The organism is Gemella sp. oral taxon 928 (genome assembly GCF_001553915.1).
In the GTDB taxonomy this organism is placed as follows: domain Bacteria; phylum Bacillota; class Bacilli; order Staphylococcales; family Gemellaceae; genus Gemella; species Gemella massiliensis.
Genome location: NZ_CP014233.1, coordinates 866120 through 889405 on the forward strand (window position 1 = coordinate 866120; position 23286 = coordinate 889405).

Below are 23286 nucleotides of genomic sequence, written 5' to 3' on the forward strand. Positions count from 1 at the left end.
GATTTTATGAAAGAAAAGATTAAAGAAGAGATAAAGAAAAATAAAGAAATAGTAGAAAACTCCAGAGAAGATAGATTATTGGCATTTTTAGGTGGAAAATTTATTTTGTATATTTTAATAGTAGTTATATTGTTAGGGATAGCAATATACTTATATACTGAAATATCATATATCTTTTCACCTATAAAAGCCATAGTATCAAGTATTACAACTCCAATTATTTTAGCTTATGCATTTTATTACATATTAAATCCGTTGGTAAATGTTTTTTCTAGAAAAATGCCACGCTTTATCGCTAGTTTGCTTGCTATATTTGTAGGTGTTTTGGTAATTTTAGTGGTAATTATTGGAGTAGTTCCGATAATTGTTGAACAAACTCAGGCTTTAGTAAGCTCATTACCTAAATATATAGAAATAGTTCGAGGGTATCTTGCAACTAATTCAGAAAATACCTATGTAAAAGCGGTGAATGAATATATTAGTTCCAATTTGAATACTGCAAAAATTAGTGCACAAGCTGTAACAATAGTGACAAATGTTGCTCAAAGTATTGCTTCTTCATTATCATCAACTGCTTCGGTGCTTATGACTTTTCCTTTTGTGTTATTCTTTTTATTAAAAGATGCCGCAAAATTTAAAATTTATTTGATAAATTCTATGCCTAACAGATTGAAAAAATCAATTTCGGAAACAATAGATGAAATTGATGATAAGGTTGGTTCTTATATCCAAGGTCAAATGACGGTTTCATTATGTTTGGGAGTTATGCTTTATATAGGGTATAATATTATCGGCTTGCATTACGCTTTTTCGTTGGCAACGATAGCCGCATTTTTAAGTATTGTTCCTTATCTAGGACCTATTATGGCGATAATTCCTGCAATGTTGGTTGCAGCTTCAACCAGTGGTATAATGGTTTTGAAAATGTTGGTTATTTGGGGAATAGTGCAATTTGTTGAAGGGAATATTTTATCACCAAATATCATGGGGAAAAGTATGGATATGCACCCACTTACAGTTATTTTCGTTATTTTAATAGGTGTCAATATACTCGGAGTAGTTGGTGCTATTTTAGGAATACCGATTTATTCAATTTTAAAAGTATTAATAACTAAATTAATAAATACTCTTCGAAGTAGATATAATAAATATTATGAGTGAACAAAGTAAAGAATCTTATAGTTTTAATCAACTTTAAGGTTCTTTGTGTATTATAACGAATATATCGGTTTAAAAATAATGAAAATTATGATATAATTATACAGTTAAATATAACTAAATAGAGGTTTGATATTATGAGTATGATAAAAAAATTTAATAACCTGTTTGTGAGTGAAGAAGATTTCGAAGATGATGTAAAAGAGGAACAAACAATTCAAAAAGAATTACAAAAAGAACAACCAAAACAAAGAATTTCAAAGGAGAATTCAGTGAATAAAGCGACATCTAATCCAATAACCGGTAAAATGAATAATGTAATATTAACAGAACCGCTAGTATTTGCGGATAGTAAAGATATTATTGATGATATAAAAAAAAATAAAGTGGTAATTATTAATTTAAGCAAACTAGATGTAGAAACAGCTGATAGATTATTAGATTTTGTATCGGGTGGTATTTATGCGCTAAATGCAAAATTAAAAACTATAGGTGAAGATATTTATTTATGTGTACCTAACGGTATTGATGTATCGGGAGATTTTTACGAAGGAGAGTATTAATATTGCTAAGTTTAACAGAATATTTTTGGGTATATAGATTTATTAATTATTTATTTAATTTTTATGAATACTGTATACTGGCATATATATTATCATCATGGTTTCCACAATTTAGAAATAATATTATAGTGGAATTTTTGGAAAAACTTTGTGAACCATACTTGAAAATTTTTAGAAAACTTATTCCACCGTTTGGAATATTAGATATTTCTCCAATCATAGCTTTTATTGCATTGGATATATTAAGACGATTACTTTTAGGATTTATATTTTCTTAGGTGAATTATGAAAAATTTGAATTTTTTATATTCAGCATCAAAAGAAGAAATAGAAACGGCGGAAAATCTATTACAAACAATCGATTTCTTCAACAATAGAAATAAGGTTACCTTTTTTCTAACTCAATTTGAGCAAATTATTTTAGAAAAAATAATAATTTATAATTATCCGGAATTAAAAGTAGAATTTTTCGGTGGAGTTGTTAATTTAGAGAGAAAAAAAGCAAAGTTGGTAGCAAACGAATATTATAATGTTGATTTTGAGATAACTTGTTTAAGAGCAACATATAATAATAAATTTAACACAATTAGACATAAAGATGTTTTAGGTGCTATCCACAATCTTGGAATAAATTTTAATAGATTTGGAGACGTTATTGTAGAAGAAAATACACTTTATATTTTTGTGGATAGTAGTATTTCAGATTTTGTTATAATGAATCTAACAAAAATCGGAAAGATTAATATAACATTAAAGAAAGTGAATATGTTAGATGTTAAGTTTGAGAAAAAATTTGAAAATTTTGAAATAGTCAGTTCCTCGTTCAGACTTGATAGTATTGTAGCAAAAATAACCAATAAGTCACGCAGTAAAGTGAAAGAATTTTTGATTCAAGATTTTATAAAATTAAATCATGTTGTAGCAAAAAATGGAGAAAAATCTTGTAATGTAGGTGACATAATTTCTATTAGAAAATATGGAAGATTTATTATAAAAGAAAAAACTCAAAATAAAAAATCTTTGAAGTATAGAATTACAATAGGTAAAGTAATTTAGGAGTAACGAAGAGTTATTCCTTTTTATATTAGACAAATATTATTAAAATTCATATTATTAATAACTAATGTTGAAAATTCATGAAAAATATTATATTTTTTGTTAGTGCTAATAATAGCGATGTTACTATAACAAATAGATGCTGAAAATTATTTAAGAAAGTGTTATAATTGTAACAAGAAATTTTATCTTAAATTTTAGTACGGTAAGAAGTAAATGAGGTGATTTATTGGTTAACGAAGAAATAAAAATAGAAAATTTATCATTTAGCTATGGAGAAAAGAAAGTTTTGGACAATTTGAATTTTTCTATAAACAAGGGAGATTTTGTTGCAATAGTTGGGAAAAGCGGTGCAGGTAAATCAACGCTCCTTAGATGCTTGAATCTCTTAAATGTACCTAGTGGAAAAATAATAATAAATAATAACGATATTACAAAATTTAATAAAAATGAATTAAAAAAATTTAGACAAAAGATAGCTTTTATATTTCAAGATTATAATACATTAGATAATTTATACACAATAGATAACGTTTTAACACCATATCTTGCTAAAAAATCTTTTATTCAATTGATGTCCGGCTATACTAAAAAAGAATATGAACAAGGAATAACATATTTAACACAAGTTGGGCTAAATGAAGAAATATTTAAAAAATCAAAATATTTATCCGGTGGGCAAAAACAACGTGTAGCCATAGCAAAGGCTCTAGCACAAGAACCGAATATTTTACTGGCAGATGAACCGGTGAGCAGTCTTGATGAAAAAAATACTAGTATAATAATGGATAATTTTCAGAAATTAAATAAAGAAAAAAACATAACAGTATTGATAAATCTGCATGATATAGTCCTTGCTAAAAAATATAGTAATAAAATTTTAGGATTAAAAGATGGTAAGATTTTGTTTTACAATTATACAGAAAGTGTAACGAATGATGAACTTAAAGAATTATATCATTAAAAGAAAAATAAAAAGTGTTATTTTGAACTCAATATTATTGATCGGTATAGCTATTTCTATACTAAATTATGATGCTAAAAGCTTTTCTTTAGGATTTTCTAGAGTTGAAAATTTATTGTCAAGAATGTATCCACTAGATTTAAGTATACTTAGTAGCCTTTATGAACCGATTTTAGAAACTTTGAACATTGCGGTATTTTCATCAATTTTAGCACTGTTTACAGCTTTGTTTATTCTCCCGTTATTAACAAATATTTTGTTTAATATAAAAATATTACCTAAAATATTAAGTGCAGTGTTCTCGATTTTTAGGACAATACCATTTTTAATAGTGGCAGCTATATTAGTAAGTCTTTTTAGCACAGGAAATTTTAGTGGGTTTTTAAGCATTTATATTATCAGTTTTTTAACTGCAACTAAGCTTTTAAAAGAATATGCGGAGGAAGTGGATATAAAACATATAGAGGCGATGAAAAGCCTTGGAGTTTCAAGATTTGCTATTTATAAAACAGCCTTGCTATCTAATATAAAACCGGCGATATTTTCAATTTATTTTTTAATATTGGAATCCGGTATTCGTGGAGCCAGTGTTTTGGGCATGGTCGGAGCGGGTGGAATTGGTCAAAGATTATGGACGGAGCTAAATCATTTACGTTATGATAGAGTATCATTGATAATTATAATTTTAGTACTTTTGATTTTTATTATAGATTTAATTAGTTATTACTTCAGAACTATGGAAGATAAAAATAATTTATCAAAAAAAGAATATTTTTTACGAAAAAAAATAGAAAAAATATTAATACCGATAGTAATAATTAGTTCATTAATTTATGTAATAAATTTCTTAACAATAACAAAAGAGAGATTTTTATTAGGATTAGGTCAACTAAAAGTGTTATTTAAGGAATTATTTAATCCGGATATTTCTTATTTTTCAAAAATGTTTTTTGCATTATTGACAAGTATAGAGATAGCATTTGTTGCAACTTTACTTGCAAGTCTAACGGCAATATTTACTTCATATTTAGCATCAACAAATTTATTTGGAAAATATAAAGCGATAATTTTTAAAGTTGTTATTAATGTTTTAAGAACATTTCCTCCTATTATTATAGCGCTAATATTTTTTAGAGGCTTTGGGCCCGGAACTATTAGTTCGTTTTTTGCTCTATATATTTACACTGTAGGAGTTGTAACAAAAATGTATAGTGAAATATTAGAGGGAATAAATAGTAATATATTATTAGCAACAAAAAGTATAGGGCTGGGTAATTTTATTAGTTATATAAAGATAATTTTTAGCGGTTATCTACCGGAATTTGTAACAATTAGTTTATATAGATTTGAAATGAATATAAAAAATTCAACAATACTTGGTATGGTTGGAGCAGGTGGAATAGGTCAGTTATTAGTTAATAATATAGAATATAGGAATTGGAACAGAATATCAACATTATTAATTGGACTTTGTACGGCGATAATTATAGTAGAAAATATATCATCTATTATAAGAGAAAAAATAAAAAGATAGCATTATGTTGTGACAACTAAGGCATAGATTACTATTGTAAAAATATTATTTAACATTGATATAATAAATATTAAAGGAGATTTTAATGCGTTTAAAAGTAGGAAAAATAGTAAATACCCATTCACTAAAAGGAGAAGTTAAGGTAATTTCTTCTACTGATTTTGAAAAAAGACGTTTTTCAAAAGGAAGTAAGCTTCTTATTACCCAAGGTAATCGGGTGATTAGGGAAGTTTCAGTAGAAAACTATCGAAATCATAAAAATTCACTTTTAGTTAAATTTGAGGGGATTGACACAATAGAAGAAGCGGAAAAATTGAAAAATATGCAAATAAAAATTGATTCTGAAAATATCGATGAACTAAAGGAAAATGAATTTTATTTTTATGAAATAATAGGTTGTAGGGTATATGATGAACATGGAGAAAAATTAGGAGAAATATCCGAGATTTTAACTCCGGGAGCTAATGATGTTTGGGTAGTAAAAGCAGAAAACGGGAAAGAATTTCTTATACCTTATATTGAAGACGTAGTAAAAAATATTGATGTAATAAATAAAAAAATTGAAATCGAATTAATGGAAGGATTAATTGATTAATGAAGATAGATATATTAACTTTATTTCCGGATATGTTTGATTCATTAAATCATTCAATTTTAGGAAAAGCGAGAGAAAAAAATTTAGTAAATATAAATACAGTTGATTATCGAAAATTTTCCGGTAATAAGCATAATCAGGTAGATGATTATCCATTTGGCGGAGGACAAGGAATGGTATTAAAACCGGAACCGATATTTAATGCTGTAGAAAGTTTAAGAAAACATTCTAAAACTAGAATAATATTACTTTGTCCGCAAGGAGAAAGATTTAATCAAAAAAAAGCTGAAGAATTATCAAAAGAAGATCACCTAATATTTATTTGTGGGCATTATGAAGGATATGATGAAAGAATTAGGGAATATTTGGTAACTGACGAACTATCTATTGGTGATTTTATTTTGACGTGTGGAGAATTCGCAGCTATGGCTATGATTGACAGTATAGTCAGATTAGTACCGAATGTATTAGGAAAGGAGGAGTCGCATAAAGATGACTCATTTTCAACAGGTTTATTAGAATATCCGCAATATACCAGACCAAAAGATTATAAAGGAATGTCAGTACCGGGCATATTGACATCAGGACATCATAAAAATATAGAAATATATCGTAAAAAAGAAAGTCTGAAACGAACTTATTTAAGAAGACCGGATTTGTTAGAAACCTATGAATTAGACACTGAAGAAGAAATGCTTCTTGAACAAATAAAAAAAGAATTAAAAAATTAACGTAAAAAGAATGACAATAGTTTAGTTTTGATGTATAATATAGGATAGTATGTATTGTAAGCACAGGAGGATTAGAAGTAATGACAACTTCATTTGAGGAATTATTAAACAGTTCAGAAATGTTAAAAAAAGGAGATAAAGTAACTGGTACAGTATCTAAAATTGATGAAGATAAAGTGTATGTAGATGTTGCAGGGGCACAATATGACTGCGTTATTTTACGAAATCAGATCACTAGAAAGCCGTTTGAAAATATTGAAGAAGTATTATCAGTTGGTGATGAAATAGAAGCACAGGTAACAGGTATTCGTGTTGATCGTGAAAAAAGAAAAGAAGATGTACCGGGAGTAATTTATTTATCTCATCGAATTTTAGAAAATGCTGAGTATAGAAAACTTATAGAGTTATCATGGAAACAGATATTAGAAAAATTCGAAAATGGGGAATATGTTACTGCAACTGTTTCTGCACAAACTAAAGGTGGTTTATTGGCTGAGGTGGATGGACTACGTGCATTTATTCCGGGTTCTTATATTGACATTAGATTTAGAAGAGATTTATCAGATTTCGTTGGGAAAGAGTTCACTTTTAAAATTGAAGAAGTGGATAAATCTAAAAATAAAATTATCTTAAATAGAAAAGCTATTTTAGAAGAGGAAGCAGCTAGAAAATTAGCAGAAGCATTTGAAAACTTGAAAGTAGGTGATGTTGTAGAAGGAACGGTGAGAAGACTTGCAAGTTTCGGTGCATTTGTTAATATTGGAGAAATTGACGGGTTACTACATATTTCAGAAGTATCACACAAACGTTTTAATGAATTATCAGAGGTAGTAAGCGTCGGTGATGTTATAAAAGTGGCGATTATTTCTCTTGATAAAGAAAAAGGTAAAGTTTCTCTATCAGCAAAAGCATTATTGCCAACACAATGGGAAATTGCACGTGGCACAATAAAAGTAGGCGATGTACTAGAGGGTATTGTTCGTAATACAACTGATTTCGGTGCATTTGTTGAAGTGATGGAAGATGTTGAAGGTTTAGTACATATTTCACAAATTTCTCATGAAAGAGTAAATAATGTGACAGATGTATTAAAAGCCGGTGATAAAGTAAATGTTAAAGTATTAGATGTAGACTTTGAAAATGAAAGATTATCTTTAACAATTAAAGATTTAATAGAAAAACCGGTTGCGCCTAAAGAGGAGAAAGAGTCGGAATTTGACACTTCATATTTAAAAGATGAGGATACTTCATTCAGCGTTGCAGATAAATTTAAAGAAATTGAACTTTAATTTTAACAAGTATGATTAAAAATAATGGCAGTAGATTAAAAATTTGTCTATTGCTATTATTTTTTGAATGGAAGATATTTTGTAAAAAAGCTAAGGAGGAATTGTGTAATGGCAAAACCAACAGTAGCTATTATTGGAAGACCAAATGTAGGAAAGTCTACTATTTTTAATAAAATAATAGGTGATCGTCTTTCGATAGTAGAAGACGTTGCGGGTGTAACTCGTGATAGAATATACTCAAAAGCAGAATGGTTAAATTATTCATTCTTTATGATTGATACAGGTGGGATTGAATTGGAAAATACACCTTTTCAAAAACAAATTAGAGCACAGGCGGAACTAGCGATAGATGAGGCGGATGTTATTATTTTCTTAACTAATGGACGTGATGGTGTTACTGCCGACGATGAAGAAGTAGCCAAGTTGTTATATAAAACTGATAAACCTGTAATACTTGCCGTTAATAAAATTGATAATTTTGATATGAATCACATGATTTATGATTTTTATTCACTAGGATTTGGAGAGCCGTTCCCGATTTCAGGTTCACACGGCTTGGGTATAGGAGATTTACTTGATGAAGTTTGTAAAAATTTCAAAGTAGTTGACGAAAAAATAGAGGATAAAAAAATCAGATTTTCATTAATAGGAAGACCAAATGTAGGAAAATCAAGTTTGATTAACGTTATTTTAGGGAAAGAGCGTGTTATAGCTTCTGAAATAGCAGGAACTACACGTGATGCGATTGATACCGATTTTGTTCATGATGGTGATGAATATGTAGTAATTGATACAGCGGGAATAAGAAAACGTGGTAAAGTATATGAAAATTGTGAAAAATATTCAGTATTACGTTCGTTAAAAGCAATTGAGCGTTCTGATGTTGTCTTGGTAGTTTTAAATGCAGAAGAGGGAATAATTGAACAGGATAAACGAGTAGCAGGATATGCTCATGAATCAGGTAAAGGTGTTATTATTGTTGTTAATAAATGGGATGCGATAATTAAAGATGATAAAACTATGAACGAATTTAATGAAAAAATTCGTGATAGTTTTGCATATTTAGATTATGCTAAAATCATTTATGTTTCAGCAAAAACTAAACAACGAGTATTTAATATTTTTCCATTGATAAAAGAATCTTATGAAAATAGACAACGCCGTATTCAATCTTCAACACTTAATGAAGTTGTTGTAGATGCGGTATCTATGAACCCTACTCCAATGGACAAAGGGAAACGTCTAAATATTTTTTATGCTTCTCAGGTTGCTATTAACCCACCGACATTTGTATTTTTTGTTAATTATCCGGAATTAATGCACTTTTCTTATGAGAGATTTTTAGAAAATAGAATAAGAGATTCATTCAACTTTGAAGGAACTCCAATTAAATTATTAACAAGAAAACGAAATTGATTGAATTTAGAAAGGGATTTTATAAAAATTAAATACTAAATATTAATACTAAATGTCAATATCAAATTAGATAGAAAAATTTTATAAAGCTATATTGTTAATTATTCAATAAAGATAATTAACAATATAGCTTTACTATATATCGGGGAAAATTTTTATTTAATTAATTTTTAATTTCTAAGTGTCCTGATTTAAGAGAAATATTATCTCCTTCTTTTACTTTATCATATTGTTCTTTTGTAACTGAAATGTATTTTGTTTCCCCTTCTTTTGTTTTTATTTCTAGCATATAAACAGGAACTTTGCTATCCTTTACATTATCAACAAGTTCTTTTTGTTGATCGCTGGCATGAACTTTGGTGTGTGGAGTTGTTGAATGGTGGAATAAAGTGTACCAAAGTAGCATATTTGTTATACTGTTACCTGAGAAAAATCCGCTAGAACGATAGTTATTGTTTAGATAATCTGTATATTGTTTTTTGTAATTTTGATTATTATAACTGTTGTAATTATGGTTGTAACTTCCTTTAGAGCTTTTAGAAAAATTTCTTTTTGTCGAAGTGGTAGATTTACTTGAAGTCTTACCTTTCGGCTTACTGCTTTTAGAGCTGCCGGAAGTACGTGGTTTACTACTGGATTTAATAGAAGATGGTTTAACAGTGCTGCCTTTCGCTTCAATAATATTAGTAGTAAAAGTGTTAATAGAAGAAAAGATAAGAACACCGGTCAATAATACTCCGAATATTTTTTTAAAGTTGATTTTCATATTGTAAAACTCCTTTTAATTATTTTCTGTACTACGTTTAGCAACAACGGTACCCTCAACATCTTCTTGTGAACCTGTTTCGCTTTTTACCGTTGTTTCAATATTAGTTTTATCATCAACAGTATTATTATCTTTTGAACTGTTATTTATGTAGTAGAAAATCCCTAAACCGATAGCAGTGATAATAGTTAAGGTTATAAAGATTTTTAAAAATCGAGTCATAATTATTATAAACCTCCTAAAACATATCCTTTTAATTCCAAAGCACGTTTTATTCTATCATATTCAGAGGCGGGAATTTCTATATCATCTCCATTAACCTGTGATAAAGTTGCGTACTCGGCATCATAGTCTTTCCAAATATCAATTACATTGTTTAAATTTATCAATCCGCGATTTCCGTCTATTAAAATTATCTCAAACCATTTCATAATCTAATCTCCTAAAATATTTTCTTTCATTATAGCATATTTCATAAAAAAGATATATTAATAAAATAATTTATGCTAAATAGTAATGATTTCTATATTCAAAAATACACTTGAATGTTTAGAGGGGGTATGATAAAATGTACTCAAATAGAATTTTGAATGTAGAGGTGTATTATTTTGAATTTAGAAGAACGAGATAAAGTATACAATTTTTTAAACCTAATAGCTGATAAAATGAGAATTGATATTATTTATTTAATAATGAAAAAAAGACTTTGTGTTCAAGATATAGCTGAAATTATAAATGAAACTGTGGCTAACACTTCTTATCATCTTCAGCAGTTAAAAAAGGGGAATATTGTAAAAGCTGAAAAAGAAGGAAAAGAAGTATTTTATTCACTCAGTGATAAACACGTTTATGAAATATTGGAAAATGTTTTAGAACATATTAGTCATAAATAAGAAATTAATAAGTGAGGTGACTGTAATGAAAAAGGAAAGGGATATTATAAAATTTTTAATATCTTATAATGTATTGAGATTTGTTGTAGGGATACTAATATTTATAACAGCGGGGTTATTTAGTAATAATAATTACAGTTTATTATTACTACTTTTAGTATATTTTATTTTAGGGTATGATGTTTTATATAAATCAATAAAAAACATTATTAAAGGTAATTTTTTTGATGAGAATTTTCTAATGGCGATAGCAACAATTGGTGGAATTTATATAGGAGTATATTCAGAAGCGGTAGCGGTTATGTTATTCTATCAATTAGGTGAAATATTTGCCGATTATGCAAGTGAACAATCTCGGAATTCAATAAAGAGTTTATTAAAATTAAGACCGGATATTACTAATTTTAAAAAAAAAAATGGGGTAGTTCCGGTAAAACCGGAAGATATAAAAATAGGAGACGTTATAGTAATAAAAGCTGGAGAAAAGATTGCATTAGACGGTATTGTTGTTTCCGGCAGTTCAAACGTTGATACTTCTTTTTTAACAGGAGAATCAATGCCGTGCAGTGTTAAAGAAAATGATAAAGTTTTAGCAGGATATGTTAACTATCACGGCGTTATTGAAGTAAAAGTAATAAATACTTTTCAAAATTCTTCTATTATGAAAATATTAAAATTGGTAGAGGAGGCAGCGAACAAAAAAGCTCCTTCAGAAAAATTTATTACAAAATTTTCAAAAATTTATACACCGCTTGTTGTTATTGGGGCATTATTATTAATTGTGATACCTTTGTTAATTTTAGAGAATTTTAATATAGATACTTGGTTGTATAGAGCATGTATGTTTTTGGTTATTTCCTGCCCTTGTGCATTGGTAGTATCCATTCCAACAACTTATTTCAGCGGATTGGGATTAGCTTCGAAAGAAGGGGTCTTAGTAAAAGGAAGTAATTATTTAGATTTATTGACAAAAATAGAAACAGTTGTAATGGATAAAACGGGAACAATAACCGAAGGAGTTTTTAGTGTAGTAGCAATCACTGTAAAAAATACAACAAAAGAAGAGTTGCTAAAATTAGCAGTAGCAGGAGAATATTATTCTAATCATCCAATAGCAGTATCAATAAAAAACTATACTACATTAAAAATCAATGAAGATTTAATAAAAGATTATACAGAGTTAAGTGGTTATGGCGTATCTTTATCGTATAATGGTGATAACATATTAGTTGGTAATGATAAGTTGATGATTAAAAATAAAATTGTCTTTGAAAAAAATAATTCATTAGGTACAATAGTATATATTGCTAAAAACAATGAATTTATCGGTAGCATAGTTATAGCTGATAAAATAAAAGCAGACACCAAAAAATTCATAGATTCTTTGAAAGATAAAAAAATAAAAACAATAATGTTAACCGGAGATAATAAAATATTAGCTGAAAACGTGTCAAAACAGTTGAATATAGATGAAGTTTATGCTGAATTATTGCCACAGAATAAGTTGGAAATATTTGAAAAAATAAAAATTAATAATAGAAAAAAAGTTATGTTTATTGGAGATGGTATTAACGATACACCAACTCTAGCACGAGCTGATATAGGTGTCTCAATGGGAAGTTTAGGGAGCGATGCTGCTGTTGAAACTTCAGATGTAGTGCTAATGGAAGATAAACCGTCAAAAATTATTACAGCGATTAATATAGCGAAAAAAACACGTCATATAGCCTACCAAAATATTATAGCGATTATTTTAGTAAAAGTTATATTTTTAACGCTCGGTGCATTTGGTATAGCAACTATGTGGGAAGCAATAATTTCCGATGTGGGAATGACGGTAATAGCGTTATTAAATTCATTTAGATTATTAATAAAAAAATAAACTAAAAAGTGAAAAACTTTTTCCCTATTATATAACCATATTTAGTTAGTGATTAATTTCATTTTTTCTGATATAATAAATTTAATATAAAAGTTATTGAATAAAATTAGTGAGGAAAATAATATGAAAATATCAGTAATAGGTTCTGGAAGCTGGGGAACAGCATTGTCACAGGCGATAGTTGATAACGGACACGAACTTCGACTGTATTCGAGAAATGAGAAAACAAGGGATGAAATAAATACTGAACACACTAATAAACGATATTTAAAAAATATAAAGTTACCTGAAAATGTTATCGCTACCAGTAATCTTGAAGAAGCGGTAAAGTTTGGTGAAGTATTAGTAATAGCAGTTCCAACAAAAGCAATGAGAGAGACAATGAAAAAAATAAATGTTTATTTAGATATTCCAAAGTATATTATTCATGTTTCAAAAGGGTTGGAGATGGAAACTAATAAACGTATGTCAGAAGTAATAGAAGATGAGATAGATAGTAATTTATTAAAAGGTGTCGGAGTTTTAAGCGGACCGTCACACGCGGAAGAATTAGTTTTAAGAAATCCTACCGTTGTGGCTATAGCTTCTAAAAATGATAAATTAAATAAATTAGCTCAGAAAATTTTTCATAATAAATATTTTAGAATCTATGTCAATAAAGATATTATCGGTGTAGAAGTGGGTGGTGCTTTAAAAAATATTATTGCAGTTGGTTGTGGAATAATAGACGGAATGAAATTAGGAGATAATGCTAAGGCCGCTTTACTTACGCGCGGATTAATAGAAATAACACGTCTTGGGACAAAACTAGGTGCAAAACAGATGACTTTCTTAGGACTTGGCGGTATCGGAGATTTAGTTGTAACGTGTACTTCAAAACATTCAAGAAATTATAATTGTGGTTATTTAATTGGTAAGGGATATACATTAGAAGAAGCAGTTGCTAAATTAGATATGGTGGCAGAAGGAGTTAGAACTACAAAAGTTTGCTATCAACTTGCAAAAAAATATAATGTTTATATGCCTATAACAGAAAATATTTATAAAGTATTGTATGAAGATTTGTCAATAAATGATTGTGCTAAAAATTTGATGAAAAATGTAGCTAGTGAAGAATTAAATAGATTTGAATAATTTTCTAGGTATAAGAAGTTGGATTTAATGAAAATTTATTAACAAATAAAATAAAAAATGATGCTAAATTAAATAAAATCATGTAAAAACATATTTTTCGCCATTTTTCTTTAATAAAAACTTGATTATTACTTGGTAATATGGTAATATTTAATAAGTGAAGCGGGAAACCGCTACTCAAAAACGGAGGTAAAGGATTAATGAATAAATCAGAATTAATTTCAAAAGTAGCTGAGAAATCAGGACTACAAAAAAAACAAGCAACTGCAGCTATCGAAGCATTCGTAGAAACAGTTGAAGAAACTCTAGCTAAAGGTGAAAAAATTCAAATTATTGGATTTGGTAACTTTGAAGTAAGAGAAAGAGCTGCTCGTAAAGGTCGTAACCCACAAACTAATGAAGTAATTGAAATTGCAGCTAGTAAAGTACCTGCATTCAAAGCTGGTAAAGCACTTAAAGATGCAGTAAAATAATAGGAAATAAATAAAAAGGCCTAAGATAGTTTGTATTTTAGGCTTTTTATTTTGTCAAATTAGCAACTTTCTGGTTTAAGAACAGAAAATATTTCTCTATTGAATTAGTCGTTTTTGTGGTAAAATAGTGTTATCATAAAAAATTTGGAGGTTGGTTTTGAAGAATAAAGAACAGTCAATGGAACTTATAAAAACTTTATTAGAAAACTTTGGAGAAGATCCTACAAGAAAGGGACTTATGGATACACCAAAACGTTGTGTAAAAATGTATGAAGAATTGTTATCAAAGACGAATGTAGATCCCAAAGAGGAAATTAATACATTTTTCGAATCAGATAACGATGAACCTATATTAGTGAAAGATATTCAATTTTATTCACTATGTGAACATCATATGCTTCCATTTTATGGAGTATGTCATATAGCATATGTTCCTAAAAATAGAAAAATAACAGGACTTAGTAAATTAGCACGTCTTGTTGAAAGTGCAAGTCGTCGTTTGCAAATTCAAGAGGATATGACCCTCATGATAGTAAATGCAATGGAAGAACAACTACACCCTAAAGGTGTCTATGTTGTTATAGAAGCGGAGCATATGTGTATGGCTATGAGGGGAATAAAAAAAATAGGTTCTAAGACGGTAACCAGTAAAAAAACAGGGGTATTTTTAGAAGATAACAATTTAGTAAAAGATATTCAATATAAAATTAAACTGTAATAGGGTGAAAATATGAAACAAGCTGATTATATAATAATAAGAGCCGAAGTGGATAATGTTAAAGTTATTACCAAGAAAATAAACAATGAAGAATCTTTGGAGATTTTAAATAAAGGCGAGGTAATTATTTTGAATATTTTTGATAATATTAAAAATTTCAAAATAAAAGGTCGGGCAAGAATAGTATCAACCCTTGATCAAGTAATTTCAGAGTAATTAAAATTTTTATAGTGTAGAAATTACAGTGATAAGATAAGGCTAACTTAAAAATTAGGATTTAATATTTTTCATTATGATGAAAATATTTTTGGTGAATGATTATGTTTAAATTCAATATAATTCACCATTCTTATTATTTTAAGATAGTCTTTTTATAGTAATAGTTTTAGAAAAAATTAGAATAGAAAACAAAATAAGGTTGTTGTAGTATCTAAATATGGTTCATAATAATTAATAAAAATAAATTTTATAAAAGAGGATATATAGATGAAAAGTGTAGTATTATGCGAAAAACCGTCAGTGGCACGAGATATTGCCAGAAATCTCGGTGCTAAAAATAACAAAAATGGTTGTTTGGAAGGAGATAAATATATTGTTACTTGGGCTTTAGGGCATTTAGTAACACTTCAAACACCGGATAAATATAAAGAATTTAATAATATCGGGTTAGAAAAGCTTCCTATGATTCCAAAACATATGAAAACGGAAATTATAAAAAAAACTTTTAAACAATATAAAATAATAGAAAATGCACTAAATAGAAAAGATGTAAGTGAAGTGATTATTGCGACTGACGCTGGACGTGAGGGAGAATTGGTTGCAAGGTATATATTAGAAAAAGCCAACTTTAAAAAAAATATAAAACGCCTCTGGATTTCTTCGGTTACTGATAAAGCAATAAAAGACGGTTTTAAAAATTTAAAAAGTGGTAATGACTATCTCGGATTATATTATTCAGGGTTGGCACGTGCTAATGCTGATTGGTTGTTCGGAATCAACGCTTCAAGGGCATTAACTTTAAAATATAATGCTTCATTAAACTGTGGACGTGTTCAAACTCCTACTCTTCAAATGGTTTTAACAAGAGAAGAAAAAATAAAAAATTTTAAATCAAGGAAATTCTACACTTTTGAATGTAATATAGAAGGTGTAAAATTTACCTGTAATGAAAGTGAGTTTAGTTTAGAAAAAGCAGAACAGTTTGTGAAAGAAAATCGTAATAAAGTAATTTATTTTGATAAAGTGGAAATAAAAGAAAGAAAATCTTCAGCGAAACCTTTATATAACCTTACAGATATTCAACAAACAGCCAGTAATTTATTTGGTTTATCTCCTAAACAAACGCTAAACATAATGCAAAATCTTTATGAACGACATAAAATTTTAACTTATCCCAGAACGGACAGCAGATACCTAACAACAGACATGAAATCCACTATTGTAGACAGATTAAAAGCAATAGGTGGAGATTATAAAGAAATAATTTCTAAAATATTAAAAGAAAAAAATTTTAATACAAAAAAAATCATAAATAATTCAAAAGTAAGTGATCACCATGCTATAATTCCAACAGAAGAAAGACCAAATTATATAGTATTAACGGATGTGGAATTAAAAATTTATAACCTTGTAGTGCGAAGATTTTTAGAGAATTTGCTACCGGATTATCACTATGAGGAAATAGCATATGGATTTAGTTTATCGGGAAAGAAATTTCAAACAAAGGGCATAAAAACTATCAACTTAGGATATAAAGTATTAGCAAGTGATGAAATATTAGATAAAAAAATAACTATTGATGAAAAAAATGTAAAATTGGAGAATTTAATGTTTGTAAAAAAGGAAACAACACCGCCTAATTATTATACTGAAGGTAGTTTGATTTATGCAATGGAAAATCCTTTTGAATTTGTTGATGATGAAAATGAGAGAAGGATTTTAAAAGAAACTAATGGTATCGGTACTGTTGCAACAAGAGCGGATATATTGGAAAAACTATTCTCCAACGATTATTTAATACTTGATAATGGTAGAATAAAAACTACAAATAAGGCAAAACAATTACTAAATTTAGTTCCTAAGAAGTTGAAAAGCCCGTCTTTGACGGCAACATGGGAAAAAGAACTTGATAATATCGCAAAAAATAAATTATCAAAAGATAAGTTTTTACATAATATTAAAGAATATACTAAAGAATGTATTACCGAAATAAAGGAAAGCGAAGATAAATTTAAGCATGATAATATTAGTGGGAGAAAATGTGAAGAATGTGGAAACTTTATGCTTGAAGTCAATAAAAAGGGAACTAATATGTTGAAGTGTTCTAATCCAAATTGTCGAAATCGTAAAGTTATTAGTCGTTTAACAAACTTACGTTGTGATACTTGTCATAAAAAGATGACATTATTTGGAAATGGAGAAAACGCCACTTATCGCTGCGTATGTGGAAATTCTTTAAAACAAAAGGAAGTAGATAAGAGAATTAAATCCAATAAAAAGGATAAGGCAAGTAGAGTAGATAAGAGAAAATATATGAAACAGGAAAAATTAGAAAATAATTCACTAAAAGAAAAGTTAGCGGGATTAAAATTAGAATAAAACTGTTTAACTTATAGTTGATAATAAAAAAATATTGTAAATACGTTATTTAAAACAGTCTTAAGATATTATTTTGTATTTTAAGTATAATGATAAATTATTGAAATTAAATATTTGGTAAAATATGAGAGTATGGTATAATCATTTATAGAGTATATTAAAGGGGGATTAACTCATGAAAAAAACTATTAACTATATTACAAAATTAACCGGTATTCCATCACCGACCGGTTACACAAAAAATGTAATGAATTATTTAGTTGATGAGATAGAGCAACTAGGTTACAGCGTTACTAAAGCAAATAAAGGTGGAGTTAGTGTCACAGTTTGTGGAAAAGATGATAGTAAACATCGTGTAATAACGGCACATGTTGATACATTAGGAGCCATCGTAAGAGCTATAAAATCTGATGGTCGTTTAAAACTTGATAAAATAGGCGGTTATCCTTGGAATATGATAGAAGGTGAAAATTGTCTGGTTCATATAGCGAGCAATAATAAAACTGTCAGCGGAACAATTTTGGTTCATCAGACAAGTTGTCATGTGTATCGTGAGGCAGGTACAATAGAGAGAACTCAAGATAATATGGAAGTCAGACTTGATGAAAAAGTAACAAATGCTGAACAAACACGTGCGTTAGGAATAGAAGTAGGTGATTTTATCAGTTTTGATCCACGAACAATAGTTACTGAAACAGGTTTTATAAAAAGTAGATTTTTAGATGATAAAGTTAGTGCTGCAATACTCCTTGATTTATTAAGAAAATATAAAGAAGAAAAAATAGAACTTCCATATACTACACATTTTATGTTTAGTTGTTTTGAAGAAGTTGGACATGGTGCTAACTCCAGCATTCCAAAAGAAGCGGTGGAGTATTTAGCTGTTGATATGGGAGCAATTGGTGATGATCAACAAACCGATGAATATACTGTATCTATCTGTGTAAAAGATGCAAGCGGTCCATATCATTATGAATTTCGCCAGCATCTAGTGGCTCTGGCAAAAGAGAAAAATATACCGTTTAAGTTGGATATTTATCCATTTTATGGAAGTGATGCTTCATCAGCAATGAGAGCAGGGGCAGAAGTAAAACATGCTTTGTTAGGTGCAGGGATAGAATCCAGTCACTCATATGAACGTACTCATGTTGATTCAATAAAGGCAACATATGATATGGTAGATGAATATTTGAGAAGTAGTTTGGTAAAATAATTTTAATTTAGAATAGAAATAAAGGATTGAATTCTGCAATTAGCGGAACTCAATCCTTTTAAATTGGCTCTGTGTCAAATACGGGGCATGAGAAAAAATAAGGATAAAATGCTAAGCAATGCAGTGTTGCTTGGCATTTTTCAAAACGCCCTTAAAAGAAATATTATTTTTATACTCAGAAACAAATAACCTAGAAACAACTAAAATGCGTAATCTAAAGTTATAAAAGCTATTATAACCATAAGAAACTCTCTTTAAAACCTTTATCTTATTATTAATACCCTCCAAAGAACCATTAGAAATAGAATACCTAACACTATTAAGCATATACCCTTTATGTTTTCTCATAGTATTAATAGCCTTACTAACACCATCAGATAAATCGATAGTAGATTTTTCAATTAATTCTTTAAACTCCAACTCATTTCTATACCTTATTGCATATCTAATATCCTGAACTCTCTCATAGCTAGCCTTAAATATACAATCTAATCCTAATAAATAATCTAAAATATCACGTCTAGTAACTAAACTCCTAAAACTCCTATTGAAGAAAAACCTACCATGAGTAACATTACTTTCATCTTCTAATATTAACTTCCAATTATTTTTTAAAAGAGTATAATTAATACCTTTTTGTTTTTTGTAAATATTCATTAGCTTAACTCTAGTTCTATTAAGTTCTCTATTAACATTTTGAATAATATGAAACCTATCTATAACAATTTCAGCATTAGGAAACTTATTTCTAATCAACTTCATATAAGGGGTATAAATATCAATACAAATAGCCTTAACATTACTTCTAGCCTCTTTAGAAAATCTGGAAAAATAATTATTTAAAATATACTCAGTTCTACCATCAACTATATCAATAATCTCATGAGTTAAAGCATCTAAAAAAATAAAACTCATACCATTTTTACTATCTTTAGTAAACTTTAACTCATCAAAGCATAAATACTCAGGTAAGGTATTATAGTTAAGAATGTCTACATGGGATTTACATTTATAAAGAGTTCTTATAACAGTATTAACCGATACATTATTCATTTTGGCTATTTGTTTAAAAGATAAAGTATCAGCTAAATCACTCATTATAGAAAACTTAACATTTTTAGAAATACTACAGTATTTATCTACAAAAGAAGTAGTAGCTACAAATTTTTTATTACAAGTTTTACACTTGAAACGTTGCTTTCTTAGTTCCAAATAAGCAGGGATACCTGATATTTTTAATAGATTAATTCTAGTAAGTTCATTAAAGCCGTTTTTAACTACAGTATAACCTTTATTAAGACAACCACAGCATTCACACTTCTTGGGTTTATATGTTAAGGTACCTTTGAATACAAAGTACTTTTGATTATTTTTTATAGTTTCGTTATGTGTTTTCTCAATAGTTATATTTTTATCTTTTATTTGTAGTAGGTTTTTAATGAATTCTCCCTCTTTTATTTCTTTTGTTTTTGTGTTAAAATTATTCATGACAGATATCCTTTCATAGTTTATTTTTTTGCACTTTAATTATATTGGATATTTGTCTTTTTGTATATTAAAAAACAATACGGGGTATGGATTTTTTTTCATGCCCCGTATTTATTATACAACCTTTAAATTCAGCATTTTGTATTGTAATAATTAACAGTATAAAAAAATTTTAAAATACTGTTGACTTGGAGTAAACTCTAAGGTATATAATAAAAATACAGTTAAGTTGATAAACTTAACAATAAAAATTCAAATATAAATGGAACGCTATAGTATTAAGAGGTGTTGGGGGGATATATGTAGTAATAATAAAAATATCAATGGGAAAACATGTTTGTTACAGAGAAGTTATAATTTATTAAGGGGAAATAATAATGAATATTAAAAAAGCAAGTGAATTATGTGGTGTCAGCACGGATACAATACGTTATTATGAGAGAATCGGTATTTTACCACCAATACCTCGTAATGATAAAGGTATTCGTGAGTTTGGTGATGAAGAAATTCGTTGGATTGATTTTGTTAAACACTTTCGTAATGCGGGAATGAGTATTGAAAAATTAGCAGAGTATATTAATCTTTTTGGGCATGGTGATCATACAATCCCTGCACGAATAGAGTTACTGGAAGAAGAATATAATAGATTGCTTGAAAAAAGAGAAGAAATTCAACGTAATTTAGATCACTTGGAATATAAAATAAAAAACTATAAAACTCATGTTATCCCGGTGGAGAAAAAATTAAAAAAAATATAACAAAGAATAGAGGTGAGTGTAATGGAAAAATTTGAACCATTATTTAATTTAGGTAACCAAAATATTAATTATAAAGAATTTTTTATAGGAGAAAGTTATATAAATATGCTTGTGTCGGACAAAGATATAGATGTTAAAATAGCAAATGTTACATTTGAGCCGGCATGCAGAAACGATTGGCATATTCATCATAATGGGTATCAGATTTTGATGGTAACAGACGGAAAGGGTTGGTATCAAGAAGAAAATAAATCTGCACAAAAATTAACAAAAGGAGATGTTGTCATTATAAAAGACGCTATAAAACATTGGCATGGTGCAACAAAAGATAGTTGGTTCAGTCATGTTGCTATAACAACAGGTACAGCTGAATGGCTAGAAAAAGTGATAGATAGTGAATATAATAAATTATAATTTAGGAGAAGTTACTATGAATAATAATTACAGAACATATATCGAGTATCCTCGTAGTTTAAATGCTCTTAATATCTTAAATGAAGTAACAAATTTTAAAAAGGAGAATTAAAATATGTCAAATAGTAAAGTAATTGTAATAACAGGAGCAAGCAGCGGAATAGGAAAAGCGACGGCACAATTTTTGGCTAAAGATGGACATAAAATTGTCTTAGCTGCACGTCGTAAAGAATTGTTAGAAAAGTTAGTTAGTGAGGTGGAAAGTTTAGGAGGAAAAGCAGTTTATCAGGTAACAGATGTTACAAAAGTAGATGAAGTAGAAAATTTAGCTAAATTAGCAATTGATACTTTTGGAAAAATTGATGTTTGGTTAAATAATGCGGGAATTATGCCACAGTCATTGTTACAAAAAAAATTAATCAAGGATTGGGACGAAACAATTGATATTAATATTAAAGGTGTATTATATGGTATTGGAGCGGCATTACCATATATGGTAAAGAAAAATTCAGGACAATTTATTAATATTTCATCGGTAGCAGGTCATTTTGCTCATGCGGGTGGTGCTGTATATTCAGCTTCTAAATGGGCTGTAAGAGCAATTAGTGAAAGTTTACGTGATGAAATGGCACAAAGCGAATTGAATATTAGAGTAACAGTTATTTCGCCCGGTGCAATACATACAAATTTGTTAAGTAGTGTAACAGATAAAGAAATGAAGGCAGGTTTTGAAGATTTTTATAATACTTATGCTATTCCGGTAGAGCGTGTTGCATTGTCAATAAAACAAGCAATTGATTTACCGGAAGACAGTGCATGGAATGAGGTAATTATTCGTCCGACAAAACAGCGTGTGTAAGGGTATAAATTTAGTAAACAGCTAATGGAAATGATATTCATTAGCTGTTTTTATAATATGTAGTAAATATAATAAATAATGTAGCTTTCGCAAATAAGTGCGGTGCAGTTAAATAAAATTCGAAAATGCTGTTGTTTTAAAATTCCGGATATTAATAAAGTAAGGCATATTCCAATAAAACCGCCTGTTGTATTTGTAATAATATCTGTAATATCGGCATAGCCGATTGCAAAAATATATTGAAAAATCTCATATATTGCACTTAATGATACAGTATAAAATATACCTGAGATAATACTACTATGAGGATATAGAGTTTTGATAAACATACCTAAGGGGATAAAGAATATTACATTTAATATCGGTTCAATATAATCAATATGTCCGTTAACTATTGCTGTACCGGCAAATGGTATAAGATTAATATCAGTCCACGTCACTCCCGGATGCAGTAAAGTACGTGGAGAAGAAATCCATGATAAATTAATTTTTTCTAGTAAACTCCAATGCATTTTAGCTAAAATAACCCATGTTAATATTATCAAATAGATACCCAATAATAGCCATGTTATTAATTTACTGTTTAAAAATTTTTTCATGTATTATCTCCTTGTATAATTTTGAGAATAATATATCATAAATATTTTAAAGTAAGTTAAAATAATTTTTTAACCGTAAATAAAAAGTGTTATAAAAAATGATATTAATACATAATTTTAGTAATAGATGTATTACATTTTATTTCAAAATTTTTAATAAGATATGAAATTAATAATGTTTTATA

General features: G+C 28.3%; 26 protein-coding genes. 21 read left to right on the forward strand and 5 right to left on the reverse strand.

All coding sequences use genetic code 11. The features are described from left to right. Window positions 1–6 precede the first annotated feature (6 nt). The 10 genes from AXE85_RS03875 to der all read left to right on the forward strand — a co-directional run bounded on the left by AXE85_RS03875 (window position 7) and on the right by der (window position 9306). A complete protein-coding gene (locus AXE85_RS03875) occupies window positions 7–1161 on the forward strand; it encodes an AI-2E family transporter (protein ID WP_072520432.1) in 1155 nt (384 codons plus the stop codon). A gap of 134 nt (window positions 1162–1295) precedes the next feature. After that, window positions 1296–1721, forward strand: coding sequence for a cell division protein SepF (locus tag AXE85_RS03880; protein WP_062173223.1), 426 nt, complete (start codon window positions 1296–1298; stop codon window positions 1719–1721). 2 nt (window positions 1722–1723) lie between these two features. Further along, window positions 1724–1999 carry a YggT family protein gene (locus AXE85_RS03885; protein ID WP_062173224.1) on the forward strand — a complete coding sequence of 92 codons (276 nt, stop codon included), beginning with the start codon at window positions 1724–1726 and terminating at the stop codon, window positions 1997–1999. A gap of 7 nt (window positions 2000–2006) precedes the next feature. Then, window positions 2007–2777 carry a YlmH family RNA-binding protein gene (locus AXE85_RS03890; RefSeq protein WP_062173226.1) on the forward strand — a complete coding sequence of 257 codons (771 nt, stop codon included), beginning with the start codon at window positions 2007–2009 and terminating at the stop codon, window positions 2775–2777. Between the two features lie 229 nt (window positions 2778–3006). Continuing rightward, entirely contained in the window at window positions 3007–3741 is a 735-nt protein-coding gene (gene phnC, locus AXE85_RS03895; protein WP_062173229.1) for a phosphonate ABC transporter ATP-binding protein, read from the forward strand. Continuing rightward, window positions 3713–5275, forward strand: a complete 1563-nt coding sequence (locus AXE85_RS03900) for a PhnE/PtxC family ABC transporter permease (RefSeq protein ID WP_231723810.1) — start codon at window positions 3713–3715, stop codon at window positions 5273–5275. The genes phnC and AXE85_RS03900 overlap by 29 nt, the downstream gene beginning before the upstream one ends. An 85-nt stretch (window positions 5276–5360) precedes the next feature. Further along, window positions 5361–5870, forward strand: coding sequence for a ribosome maturation factor RimM (gene rimM / locus AXE85_RS03905; protein ID WP_062173233.1), 510 nt, complete (start codon window positions 5361–5363; stop codon window positions 5868–5870). Then, window positions 5870–6601, forward strand: coding sequence for a tRNA (guanosine(37)-N1)-methyltransferase TrmD (trmD, locus tag AXE85_RS03910; protein ID WP_062173235.1), 732 nt, complete (start codon window positions 5870–5872; stop codon window positions 6599–6601). The genes rimM and trmD overlap by 1 nt, the downstream gene beginning before the upstream one ends. Window positions 6602–6681: 80 nt before the next feature. Beyond that, a complete protein-coding gene (rpsA, locus tag AXE85_RS03915) occupies window positions 6682–7890 on the forward strand; it encodes a 30S ribosomal protein S1 (protein WP_062173237.1) in 1209 nt (402 codons plus the stop codon). Window positions 7891–7998: 108 nt separating this feature from the next. Then, the gene (gene der / locus AXE85_RS03920; RefSeq protein WP_062173239.1) at window positions 7999–9306 is read left to right on the forward strand and encodes a ribosome biogenesis GTPase Der; all 1308 of its coding nucleotides are present in this window, start codon (window positions 7999–8001) and stop codon (window positions 9304–9306) included. 163 nt (window positions 9307–9469) lie between these two features. On the opposite strand, the gene AXE85_RS03925 is transcribed toward der, so the two are convergent. The 3 genes from AXE85_RS03925 to AXE85_RS03935 are packed head-to-tail and all read right to left on the reverse strand — an operon-like array spanning window position 9470 to window position 10503. Then, a complete protein-coding gene (locus AXE85_RS03925) occupies window positions 9470–10072 on the reverse strand; it encodes a hypothetical protein (protein WP_062173242.1) in 603 nt (200 codons plus the stop codon). A gap of 15 nt (window positions 10073–10087) precedes the next feature. Continuing rightward, a complete protein-coding gene (locus tag AXE85_RS03930; RefSeq protein ID WP_062173244.1) occupies window positions 10088–10294 on the reverse strand; it encodes a hypothetical protein in 207 nt (68 codons plus the stop codon). 5 nt (window positions 10295–10299) lie between these two features. Further along, window positions 10300–10503, reverse strand: a complete 204-nt coding sequence (locus AXE85_RS03935; RefSeq protein WP_062173246.1) for a hypothetical protein — start codon at window positions 10501–10503, stop codon at window positions 10300–10302. A gap of 177 nt (window positions 10504–10680) precedes the next feature. Between AXE85_RS03935 and AXE85_RS03940 the strand changes: the two genes are divergently transcribed. The 8 genes from AXE85_RS03940 (at window position 10681) to AXE85_RS03975 (ending at window position 18983) form a co-directional block, all read left to right on the forward strand. Next, complete coding sequence (locus AXE85_RS03940; protein ID WP_082729121.1) at window positions 10681–10965, forward strand: ArsR/SmtB family transcription factor; 285 nt, start codon at window positions 10681–10683, stop codon at window positions 10963–10965. 25 nt (window positions 10966–10990) lie between these two features. Continuing rightward, the gene (locus tag AXE85_RS03945) at window positions 10991–12847 is read left to right on the forward strand and encodes a heavy metal translocating P-type ATPase (RefSeq protein ID WP_231723811.1); all 1857 of its coding nucleotides are present in this window, start codon (window positions 10991–10993) and stop codon (window positions 12845–12847) included. 123 nt (window positions 12848–12970) lie between these two features. Next, window positions 12971–13981 carry an NAD(P)H-dependent glycerol-3-phosphate dehydrogenase gene (locus tag AXE85_RS03950; RefSeq protein WP_062173248.1) on the forward strand — a complete coding sequence of 337 codons (1011 nt, stop codon included), beginning with the start codon at window positions 12971–12973 and terminating at the stop codon, window positions 13979–13981. A gap of 200 nt (window positions 13982–14181) precedes the next feature. Further along, the gene (locus tag AXE85_RS03955) at window positions 14182–14454 is read left to right on the forward strand and encodes an HU family DNA-binding protein (RefSeq protein ID WP_003144688.1); all 273 of its coding nucleotides are present in this window, start codon (window positions 14182–14184) and stop codon (window positions 14452–14454) included. A 178-nt stretch (window positions 14455–14632) separates the two neighbouring features. After that, complete coding sequence (gene folE, locus AXE85_RS03960) at window positions 14633–15172, forward strand: GTP cyclohydrolase I FolE (protein ID WP_442899686.1); 540 nt, start codon at window positions 14633–14635, stop codon at window positions 15170–15172. A 12-nt stretch (window positions 15173–15184) separates the two neighbouring features. Continuing rightward, window positions 15185–15388 (forward strand): trp RNA-binding attenuation protein MtrB, encoded by a 204-nt coding sequence (gene mtrB, locus AXE85_RS03965; RefSeq protein ID WP_021752615.1) that lies wholly within the window; start codon window positions 15185–15187, stop codon window positions 15386–15388. Between the two features lie 270 nt (window positions 15389–15658). Then, window positions 15659–17770 (forward strand): DNA topoisomerase III, encoded by a 2112-nt coding sequence (locus AXE85_RS03970; protein WP_062173251.1) that lies wholly within the window; start codon window positions 15659–15661, stop codon window positions 17768–17770. Window positions 17771–17945: 175 nt separating this feature from the next. After that, a complete protein-coding gene (locus AXE85_RS03975; RefSeq protein WP_062173253.1) occupies window positions 17946–18983 on the forward strand; it encodes a M42 family metallopeptidase in 1038 nt (345 codons plus the stop codon). A 111-nt stretch (window positions 18984–19094) separates the two neighbouring features. Here the strand turns inward: AXE85_RS03975 and AXE85_RS03980 are convergent, their stop codons facing one another. Then, window positions 19095–20471, reverse strand: a complete 1377-nt coding sequence (locus AXE85_RS03980) for an ISL3 family transposase (RefSeq protein WP_062173096.1) — start codon at window positions 20469–20471, stop codon at window positions 19095–19097. A gap of 377 nt (window positions 20472–20848) precedes the next feature. On the opposite strand from AXE85_RS03980, the gene AXE85_RS03985 reads away from it, so the two are divergent. From AXE85_RS03985 to AXE85_RS03995, 3 genes are all read left to right on the forward strand, one after another. Continuing rightward, window positions 20849–21229, forward strand: a complete 381-nt coding sequence (locus AXE85_RS03985) for a MerR family transcriptional regulator (protein WP_062173255.1) — start codon at window positions 20849–20851, stop codon at window positions 21227–21229. 21 nt (window positions 21230–21250) lie between these two features. Beyond that, window positions 21251–21643 (forward strand): cupin domain-containing protein, encoded by a 393-nt coding sequence (locus tag AXE85_RS03990; RefSeq protein ID WP_062173257.1) that lies wholly within the window; start codon window positions 21251–21253, stop codon window positions 21641–21643. Between the two features lie 115 nt (window positions 21644–21758). Continuing rightward, window positions 21759–22502: an SDR family oxidoreductase gene (locus AXE85_RS03995; RefSeq protein WP_062173258.1), complete on the forward strand. Its 744-nt coding sequence runs from the start codon at window positions 21759–21761 to the stop codon at window positions 22500–22502. A 50-nt stretch (window positions 22503–22552) separates the two neighbouring features. Here AXE85_RS03995 and AXE85_RS04000 read toward each other — a convergent pair whose 3' ends face one another. Next, the gene (locus tag AXE85_RS04000) at window positions 22553–23101 is read right to left on the reverse strand and encodes a VanZ family protein (protein ID WP_062173260.1); all 549 of its coding nucleotides are present in this window, start codon (window positions 23099–23101) and stop codon (window positions 22553–22555) included. Window positions 23102–23286 lie beyond the last annotated feature (185 nt).